Here is a 10,154-nt window from a genome sequence, read left to right on the forward strand (position 1 = left end):
CTTAACTCCAGTAGGTAGACTAGCTTAAAATCTGCGAAAGTCTTGCGGTGAGATAATCCGAGAGTAATTTCAAGGGGAAATTTCCCCTTAAGTTGACACCAATGGGCATTGCCGTGCCCCTACCATAAATGGCGTTTGTGCGTAAGTACTGTATATCATTAGCTCGCGATCGCACTACGTTCAGTTTCAACCCGATGAGAATTTATACTATCGTTTATTTACGGAACTGTTTATCTTTCTGAATCAATATAAACCCCCCTCATCCCTGGCGGGTTGTAGTCATTTACCCCAGTCGCCGAATTGAAAGAGAGCAACCGTTACAATTTAGGGAACTCTTCAGTCGAGTGCAACGGATTTACTTGGACGAGTTCGAGGAAACGGCATCGGATTCGCTGGGGGTAAACATTGTTAAGCTAGTGATCGAGAATCAACAGACAGCACCGACAGTGGCAAGGCAATTAATCAACCAAGCCCAAGTCCAGATCGCTGATCCAACCACAAAAGGAGGCTTAATTGATTTAATCGAAACAATCATCGTTTACAAATTACCACAAAAAAGCCGCAAGGAGATAGAAGCCATGTTAGGGTTAAGTGAACTCAACCGTTAACTTTAATTGTGTCCACCTACTTATCCTCTAGTATTTTTATGAAGTGAGATATGAACATTTTAAACGTGATGTTTCTCCCTCGTCGTCAACCCGTACTAGCCCTTGGCATTATTATTAGTTTAATGACTACTATTGCCCCAGCGACGGCACAGGTTCAACCATCAAATACAATTTTTGAGCCAATCTCGATTCCCTCTCTCCTGCCGAATTTACCTGATGATACTGGTGGCGGTACTCCTCAAACCGACAATGGAACAGGTACTCGTGGTGACTGTGAATACCAGGAAGGAGATCTGCTGCTGACGCGCATGGCAGGTGGCAAAAACTTTCAATTAACCGTGAGTGAACATCCCACATTTTGGATTTATGTTCCCTACAGTTCAGACAAAGTATCCTCTGGAGAATTTTCTATCCAACAGGGGGAAAATGATACAGCGCTTTCCTCTGCTATGAGGTACAACATCAATCTAGCAGTTTGAGGGATAGCGGGCTAATACTGTACTCCATAAGAGCGCGAAGCGCTGTATTTATCGCACCACCTTTAAACTGCCAGCCACACCCGGAATTGTTAGTGTCACTATTCCCACAAAAGAAAAGCCATTAGAACTAGATAAAACCTATCGCTGGTATTTTGAAATAAGTTGTCCTCGTTCAAGACAATCTCAGGAATCAACACCTCGACTGACGCCAGCATCACTAACAGGATTTGTGCGACGAGTTTCCCACCCTCCTGAACTTGATGCGGCATTAAATCAGGCAAAAAATCCCCTAGAACAAGTCGCCGCTTATGCCCGTCATGATATGTGGTACGATCTGCTCACAGAATTGGCTCAATTACGTTTGAAATACCCTGAAGATGACACATTAGAAAGTATCTGGCTAAACCTTTTGGGGGATGAACGAATTGGGTTAACAGAAATTAAGCAAGAACCCATTATTGGCAGTGTTATAGTGGATGAGGCTATAACCAATTCCCAATCAGAATAAAAGGCGCCCAGTGATAAGGGCGCAGATAATCTTTATCTGGATCATCTGGGTACTCCGTTAAGAAAGCAATTTGAGTTTGCCGCAGCGCTTCAGCTTTACTCCGTTGAGGTGTTTTTAACTGTTCGTAAAACCGTTGCATAAATTCGGCGGTGGATGCGTCGTTTACTTGCCATAATGTCGCCACTGTACTGCGGGCGCCCGCTCGCACGGCAATTCCGGCTAATCCTAATGCGGCACGCTTATCCCCCGTTGCTGTTTCGCAAGCACTCAAAACCAGTAATTCAATCGCAGTGGTACGATTGGGTTCATTGGCGCGTAATAAATCATCTAAATCCTGAACATTAATTCGCCCACTCCAGTCTAAAATAAAGGTTTTTTGGGGATTAGAACTAAACTTGCCGTGGGTGGCAATATGTACCAGATTAAAGGGTTCCTGATTAATCTGATTGCGGATATTTTCTTGTTCAAATTCCTGATTTTCTAAAAGTTGATTCAGGTTGATTTGTTCTTGGATTCCGGCTAACTCATCAGCAACATTATCTAGGGGAGAAAATCCTTCTGCTTCAAAGCTTGGTGCATTGGGTGTTCCCGCAATCAGCCCCCGGAAATTCTCGCGTTTCAGGGGTTTGGGTTCTAGGAGTTGTAAACCGGGTGTTAACGCCACTGCATACCGCTCAATTAAATAGTTTTCTCCGTCATAGAGAGTAGAAGGGGGAATATTGCGTAAGGAACCATCGAGGACAAAGACTAAGGTTTTAACGGCGGGGTTATCTGAGTTGGCTGCATCTAAATCGGCTTCAAAGGGGCGAATTAACCAATCATAAAGTTGGGCTGCATCCTGTTTAATTTCACTGATGCTAGTACTGCGTTTAGTTAAATCTTGGCGCAATTTTTCCACAGCTTGATCAACTTGATTTTCTGAGATACCTTGATGAGCATAGTGGCGCAGGTTATCTTGTCCAGGTAATTTAAGAATGATGTCCAAGCGATTGGATAATATAATCGGATAAACGATCGCGGATTGAGGATCGACGTTATCAATATTCACGGCTTCTGGTGTGGCACAAGCATCCCGAAAGAAGTTATCCAATTCAGCCAGTTGCAAGGCTTCCATGATATTACGGGCTTGGATCAGATGTTCTTTGCTGGGAGTGGGAGAACGCAGGAGTAAATCCACGAATTGCCGATAAACGGGTTCGACAGTTTCTCGGAAGGAAAACTGTATTTCAGGATTGAGGGCAACTAAATCACCACGTAAACTGTTGAGTGTCTTAACCGCTTCATTATAGTATGCGATCGCGTCTGGATTAACAGGCAGATTTTGAGAACTCTCTTGGATTTGGGCTTGCAGTAATCGCCCCATTTGCCATTGCCATTGATAGGCGATATCAGCGGCATTCATCTGTTGAGCAATTAGGAGTGCATTTTCGGTCACAGTTTTGGCATTTGTCCAATCTTGTTTTTTTTCATAGAGCTTACCTAAAGTACCCAAACTATACGATGTCGCCCGTTTATCTTCTAACTTTTCAGCTTGTTGAATCGCTGTATTTAAGATTGCCACACTATCATTAATGCCTTGCTTATGTGCCATTAGTTCTGACATCTTGAGCAAACTTTCAGCGAAGTTAACATGAGCATAGACAGAAGCCCGACTTGTGGGTAAAGTCGATAATCCGGTTGAGATTGAGGATAATAATTCTTGCTCCGGTAATAGAGAATCAGTCTCAATCAATAAATTCAATTGATTAAGTTTAGCTTGAATTCGGGTTAACGGAAGCGTGGCTTTCCTTGCCGCCTGTTGATAATGAGTCAGGGCAGCTTGGATATAGTCTTCGCCTGAGGAATTCTCAAACACTTTAGCGCGTTGGGCTAAGGTTTGCTCTGTATTCCCTAAACTTAGCAATATTTTACTTTCCTGTTGCGGTAAGCCTAAGGCTTGAGTTAAAGCTAAACCTTGACTGAGAATGTCTTGAGATTTTTCTAAATTTCCCCCTTGTCGCAAAATCGCCCCGAAATTTTGTAACCCAGTTACCTTAACGGGTGAATCATTTAATTTAAAAATAGCTTGTTCTAGCCGTTGATAAAGTTGCTTAGTTCGTCGATATAATCCCAGGGATTGCATTGCCTCAGTTTGATTAATTTGACTGCCAATTGCTCCTATCAGATCACCCGCTTGCTGATAGAGAGTTTCTGCCTGTTCCCAGGTGGCTAAAGCCGCTTCAGCATTGCCTGTGGCTAATTGGAGACGCCCTTGAGCATTGAGAATTTGAGCGCGGACAATGGGATTGGCTTCAGATAAAGTTTTGAGTAAAGACAAACTGGTTTGAATCGCTTGTTCCGCCGCTTGCCACTGTCCCAATTTCTGATACGTTAATGACAACAGACTGAATACTTGAGCTTGCTGAAGGGTATTCCCCGTCTCAGCATACCCCTGTGCTGCTTGTTGCAAAACCTGTATCGCTTCGGTAAACTGTCCGGCATCATAGTAATTTTTGCCGACTTGGACTAAGGCGGGAGTCTCAGTGGTGGTAGGGAGTTCTGCCCTTACTAGAGGTATTGTATGGATACCCAGACTTAAGCTTAATCCTAACAGAGCCAAGAGGAGCGATCGCGCCGTCGTTCGTAGTAGGCACTTTAGTGCCACAGTTCGTAGTAGGCACTTTAGTGCCATAAGCGCTGAAGCGCTGACTACAAGCCTGAGCGATCGCACGATTCTAGAAAGGCGTAAATTTACCCATTTGGCTAACCCATTAAACGTCCGAGGAACACAGCCCTTTGATATTTTATTGGCAGATAAGGATACTAGGCGTTTCATATCATTAAACCTTTTAGATTTATGTTTGTAACAAGCGCTGAAGCGCTTACTACAAACACCTCAGGTAATTGTCGGGTGCGTTAGTGCGATCGCGCTATCATAGGTATTCTGGTCTGAAACGTCGTCTAGATGACCTACAGCTTGAAAGCCTTTACTTTATTCCAGTGTTAATCCAACCAACAACGACAATGGGATAAGTCGGTGCGTTACGCTGCGCTAACGCACCCTACAAATTCACCCTACAAATGACTTTCTACCTCAGCCACCATCAACAGCGTTTTTAACACTGAATCTGGATTCAAACTCATCGAATCAATCCCTTCCTCCACCAAAAACTTAGCAAACTCCGGATAATCGCTAGGCGCTTGACCGCAAATCCCAATCTTACGCCCACACTCTTTCGCTGTTTGTATCGCTAACTTCACCATCCGTTTTACACCGCGATTGCGTTCGTCAAAAATATGCGCCACCAACGCCGAATCTCGGTCTAATCCTAACGTTAATTGGGTCAAATCATTTGACCCAATGGAAAACCCATCAAACACCTCAGCAAACTCATCCGCCTCCATCACATTACTGGGTAACTCACACATCACATACACCTGCAACCCATTCACCCCACGGGGTAAACCATTTCTTGCCATCTCCGCTACCACCTGACGCCCTTCATCAGGAGTGCGACAGAAGGGAATCATCGGAATGATATTAGTTAACCCCATCTCATCTCTTACCCGCTGTATCGCCTGACATTCCAAAGCGAAGGCTTCCCGATACTTCGGATCACAATACCGTGATGCCCCTCGCCACCCCAGCATGGGATTATCTTCCTTGGGTTCAAAACTTTGACCGCCTAAAAGGTTAGCGTATTCATTACTCTTAAAATCAGACATCCGCACAATCACAGGCTTAGGATAAAACGCCGCCGCAATCATCCCCACTCCCCGCGCCAATTTATCGACAAAGAACTGAGGTTTATCAGCATAACTCTTGGTCTTTTGAGTGATTTTTGCTTTCACCGATTCATCCTGTAACTGATGATAATGAATCAACGCTAAGGGATGAACTTCAATATGATTGGCAATAATAAACTCCAACCGTGCTAAACCCACACCATCACAAGGAATCCCGGCTAAACCAAAAGCCTGATCTGGATTACCTACATTCATTAAAATTTGGGTTCGGGTGCGAGGTAAATTATCTAGGGGAGTTTCTTGGACTTCAAAAGGCAATAATCCATCATAAACTCGTCCTTCATCCCCTTCCGCACAGGAAATTGTCACCCCTTGACCCGTGGTTAATACCTCGGTTGCATTTCCACAGCCGACAATCGCCGGAATTCCCATTTCTCGCGCAATAATTGCCGCATGGCAAGTGCGTCCCCCTTGGTTGGTGACAATGGCGCTGGCTTTTTTCATAATCGGTTCCCAGTCGGGATCAGTGCGGTTGGTGACTAAGACTTCTCCCGGTTCAAACAGATGAATATGAGACGCATCCATAATAATATGGGCAGTTCCTTGACCAATGGCTGCGCCTACACTACGCCCTGTAACTAATACCTCGCTGCGTTCATTCAACTGATAGGTTTTGAGAACTTGTGCTGATTTCTGGGATTGTACGGTTTCCGGACGCGCCTGGACAATAAATAACTCCCCGGTTATCCCATCTTTTGCCCATTCAATATCCATGGGGGTATAGATTTCCCGCCGTTGGGAATAATGGTCTTCAATTTGTACCGCCCAACGTGCTAATTGTAAGACTTCTTCATCTTTAAGGCAGAATTTCTTTTGGTCACAGGGGGCGACTCGCACGTTGCGTGTTAGTCTGGAACCCCCTTCGTCGTATATCATTTCAATTTCTTTGGTTCCCAGACGTTTCTCCAGAATCGGGCGACATCCCTGTTTTAAGGTGGGTTTAAAGACTACGTATTCATCGGGATTAACCGCACCTTGAACCACCGTTTCGCCCAAGCCGTAAGCGGCGGTAATTAATGCGGTATTTTTGAATCCCGTTTCGGGATCAATGGAAAACATCACCCCGGAACAGGCTAAATCTGACCGCACCATTTTCTGAATTCCCACCGAAAGTGCCACATCAAAGTGGTCAAATCCGTTATGTTCCCGATAAGCAATGGCGCGGTTGGTAAACAGGGAGGCGAAGCATTTATGAGTAAATTCCAGCACGCCTTTGAAACTATTCACATTTAAATAGGTTTCCTGTTGACCTGCAAAACTTGCATCTGGCAAGTCTTCCGCCGTCGCAGAGGAACGAACCGCTACATCCGTTCCCTCCCCATAGCGATCGCACAATTCCTGATATGCTGTCCGAATTGCTTGGGTCAGTTCTAGGGGAAACTCCATGCTGAGGATTAACTGTCGCGCTTTTTTGCCATGCTGTTGCAGATTACTCACATCATCCACATTCAAATCTGCAAATAGGTGGCGCAGTTTGACTTCTAAATCGGCACTTTCGATCAAGTAACGATACGCATACGCCGTAATCGCAAACCCAGTAGGAACATTGATTCCCTGGGGAGTGAGTTGTCCAATCATTTCACCCAGAGAGGAATTTTTGCCGCCAACAAAGGGTAGGTCATTCAATCGGATTTGATCAAACCAGAGGATCAATGATTTATCTTTAGGGACTGGGGTAGATGTCTGAGGGGTTGAGGTCAGCATAACTTTTTTCTTAACCGTATAATTTAAGTGTAGCTTTATAAAATATTTGGGATCACTAATACGTTACGAAAAATTAACAGAAATGTTCGTCATTTGTCATTCGTCATTCGTCATTCGTCATTCGTCATTTGTCCTTTGTCCTACTCGCTCCCTTGAGAAGCAAGCTACGTCATTGGTTATTTGCTTCCCCCGCTTCCCCAGCTTCCCCAGCTTCCCCGGCTTCCCCAGCTTCCCCAGCTTCCCCGGCTTCCCCATCTCCCCCAGCTTCCCCTCCCAGCCCCTCTCGACCCAAAATGCTTCTCAAAAAGTAAAAGATTGGCTCTATGGGTGTAGCCAATCTCGTCCAACATGTATTACAATTTCTCTTTCGACTGAATCTTAATTCACGGGTTCATCTACATTCACGGGTTCAAAACAGCTCCAGAGATCCTCTGGAGCTTTTTCTGTCGTGCTATCATAACAGATTTTTTTCAAAAATGGGGATTTTGCCTTTCGTGTCATAATTTTTGCACAGAGCGTCAGCGTGCATCAATATGGGCAAACTCTTAGCAAGACGTTACCAATTTATTAAAGTCCTGGATACCGATGAATTGGGTCGCACTTATTTAGTGGTAGATATTCACTCTCCCCAGCATCCTAAATGCGTGGTCAAGCAAATTCGACTCCCGCCGAACTCCTCTCCAACTCGATCATCTATTCTCAGCCGTTTGGAAAAAAGCTCAGAATTGCTGAAAAAGCTGGGTCAACATGACCAAATTCCCCGATTGATCACCACGTTTGCGGAAATACATCAGTTTTATCTCGTTCAAGAGTTTATTCGCGGTCATCCTTTAACTGACGAACTCATACCCGGTGATCCGCTGACCGAAAATCAGGTAATTAGCCTGTTAAACGAACTCCTCAACCTCTTAGCCTTTGTCCATAAACAGGGCACAGTTTTGGGAAACCTCAAACCTTCCACAATTATCCGCCGCCAAGGAGATGACAAATTAGTGCTAACAACATGGGGAATTATCCACCAATTGAGTTCCCAAATCGCCCAGTCATTCCACAAATTAGCCCCCAATCCCCCCAATCCGACTTTTGTTGATCACTCCCCCAAACCATTCCCAGAACCCCTCCACGTTAATCGTGACTTGTCCGCCTTGGGGATCATCGCCATTCAAGCTATGACTGGATTATCCGCCAGCGAGTTAGCAGAACTCAAACAAGCAAACCAGGGTCAACATGAAACCAGCGCTTGGCAAGCTTACACCCAAGTTAGCCCAGAGTTAGCCGCTATTCTGGAGAAAATGGTGCATGATGATCACCAGAACCGTTATCACCAAGCTAAAACAGTGCTAGCGGATCTCAGTCGTATCCCGGAGAGGAACACAGTTACTCAATTTTCCCTACCCTCGTTACCGGATATCAATCCTGCGATCGCGACAATTACCTATCCCAGTCGTCAGTTTAAACCCTGGGTTATCTTCACGGCTATCGGATTAGTGGGAATCATGGCGTTAGTTCTGGCTTATACCCTGCGCCTTCCGCAACGCCTAATGGCGCAATACGTTCTCCACCAAGGAAAAATCCAAGCACAAGAACAACAATCTGAGGCGGCGATTGACTACTATACTCAAGCAATTACCTATCAGCCGCAAAATGCGACAGCTTACTATTATCGGGGAAAGATTTACGCGAATCAGGGAAAAACTCAGTCCGCCTTGGCTGATTTGACTCAGGCGATTCAACTCAATCCCCAAAATGCGGACGCCTATTACCAACGAGGAAATCTGCGCCTGGAGTTAGGCGATCGCCAAGGGGCTAAGGCTGATTATACTCAAGTCCTGCAACGTGACCCCAATTTTACCCCAGCTTGGGTGAATCGAGGTCAAATCCAAGCCGAGTTAGGAAATGAACAAGCTGCCATTGAGGATTATACCCAAGCTATTCAACTTAAACCCAATCTGGTCACGGCTTACCTGAAACGCTGTCGTTCTCGTTCTAACCTCGGTAATCAAAAAGGTGCGATTGACGACTGTACCACCGCGATTAATTTACGACCCAATAATGCCCTAGCTTATCAAAACCGTGGTTTAGCCCGTCAGCGTCGGGGAGATAGTCGCGGGGCGATAACGGATTATACAGTAGCGATTCAATTGAATCCAGAGGGAGCAGACGCTTACTATAACCGAGGATTAGCCCGTCAGGAAATAGAAGATACTCTAGGTGCGATCGCGGATTACACCCAAGCCATTAAACAAAATCCTGATTATGCTTTAGCTTACTACGAACGAGGGTTAGCCCAAGCCCAACTGGGAAATCGATTAGCCGCGATCAACGATTTACAGCAGGCGGCTCAACTTTGCCGTGATCTAGGTAAACTGGATTGTTATGAAGCGGCGCAGTCTCAACTGTCTAGAGTGACTCCCTCGCCAAACTAAGTGTGATCATTTTAAAGGTTTTTATTATTTTTATAATCAATAATCAATAATCAATAATCAATAATCAATAATCAATAATCAATGGTTGTAGGGGCGAGTCGCTGCATATCGTAGGCGGCGTGAGAATTAAAATATCTCGACTCGCCCTCATCTAATGTATGCGGTGTCAGATAATTATTGATACCCTACAGTCTTATCCGATAATTAAAAATACCGGGTGGTGTTGACCTGGAATTGTTGAGATTGTTGCCATTTATGATTAAAATCTCGCGATTTTTGTCCAGGGCGACCCGATACAATTAAGGGTTCAGTGATGCCAATTGAGTACGGCGGGTCGCCCCTACCGTCTTATCCGATAATTAAAAATACTGGGTGGTTTTGACCTGGAATTGTTGAGATTGTTGCCATTTATGATTAAAATCTCGCGATTTTTGTCTAGGGCGACCCGATAAAATTAAGGGTTGGGTGATGCCAATTGAGTACAGCGGGTCGCCCCTACCGTCTTATCCGATAATTAAAAATACTGGGCAATGTTGACCTGGAATTGTCGCGATTGTTGCCATTTATGATTAAAATCTCGCGGTTTTTGTCCAGGGCGACCCGATAAAATTAAGGGTTCAGTGATGCCAATTGAGTACGGCGG

General features: G+C 45.0%; 7 protein-coding genes and 1 pseudogene. 4 read left to right on the plus strand and 4 right to left on the minus strand.

Annotation, left to right across the window (positions count from 1 at the left end):
- Positions 1-178: 178 nt before the first annotated feature.
- From RIG27_RS20360 to RIG27_RS20370, 3 genes and pseudogenes are all read left to right on the plus strand, one after another.
- A pseudogene (locus RIG27_RS20360) lies at positions 179-605 on the plus strand (Rpn family recombination-promoting nuclease/putative transposase); the annotation flags it as partial.
- 53 nt (positions 606-658) lie between these two features.
- Positions 659-1,087 (plus strand): DUF928 domain-containing protein, encoded by a 429-nt coding sequence (locus RIG27_RS20365; protein ID WP_446348155.1) that lies wholly within the window; start codon positions 659-661, stop codon positions 1,085-1,087.
- A 67-nt stretch (positions 1,088-1,154) separates the two neighbouring features.
- Positions 1,155-1,595 (plus strand): DUF928 domain-containing protein, encoded by a 441-nt coding sequence (locus tag RIG27_RS20370; RefSeq protein ID WP_446348165.1) that lies wholly within the window; start codon positions 1,155-1,157, stop codon positions 1,593-1,595.
- Here RIG27_RS20370 and RIG27_RS20375 read toward each other — a convergent pair.
- The 4 genes from RIG27_RS20375 to RIG27_RS20390 form a co-directional block, all read right to left on the minus strand.
- Positions 1,570-4,410, minus strand: coding sequence for a CHAT domain-containing protein (locus RIG27_RS20375; RefSeq protein WP_446348157.1), 2,841 nt, complete (start codon positions 4,408-4,410; stop codon positions 1,570-1,572). The genes RIG27_RS20370 and RIG27_RS20375 overlap by 26 nt on opposite strands.
- A gap of 239 nt (positions 4,411-4,649) precedes the next feature.
- Positions 4,650-7,085 (minus strand): phosphoenolpyruvate synthase, encoded by a 2,436-nt coding sequence (ppsA, locus tag RIG27_RS20380; RefSeq protein ID WP_446348159.1) that lies wholly within the window; start codon positions 7,083-7,085, stop codon positions 4,650-4,652.
- Between the two features lie 169 nt (positions 7,086-7,254).
- The gene (locus RIG27_RS20385) at positions 7,255-7,422 is read right to left on the minus strand and encodes a hypothetical protein (RefSeq protein ID WP_446348161.1); all 168 of its coding nucleotides are present in this window, start codon (positions 7,420-7,422) and stop codon (positions 7,255-7,257) included.
- Positions 7,423-7,463: 41 nt separating this feature from the next.
- Positions 7,464-7,586: a hypothetical protein gene (locus RIG27_RS20390; RefSeq protein ID WP_446344644.1), complete on the minus strand. Its 123-nt coding sequence runs from the start codon at positions 7,584-7,586 to the stop codon at positions 7,464-7,466.
- 32 nt (positions 7,587-7,618) lie between these two features.
- On the opposite strand from RIG27_RS20390, the gene RIG27_RS20395 reads away from it, so the two are divergent.
- The gene (locus RIG27_RS20395) at positions 7,619-9,511 is read left to right on the plus strand and encodes a tetratricopeptide repeat protein (RefSeq protein ID WP_446348163.1); all 1,893 of its coding nucleotides are present in this window, start codon (positions 7,619-7,621) and stop codon (positions 9,509-9,511) included.
- Positions 9,512-10,154: the final 643 nt, after the last annotated feature.

The organism is Coleofasciculus sp. F4-SAH-05 (assembly GCF_040222985.1).
Taxonomy (GTDB): Bacteria; Cyanobacteriota; Cyanobacteriia; order Cyanobacteriales; family Coleofasciculaceae; genus Coleofasciculus; species Coleofasciculus chthonoplastes.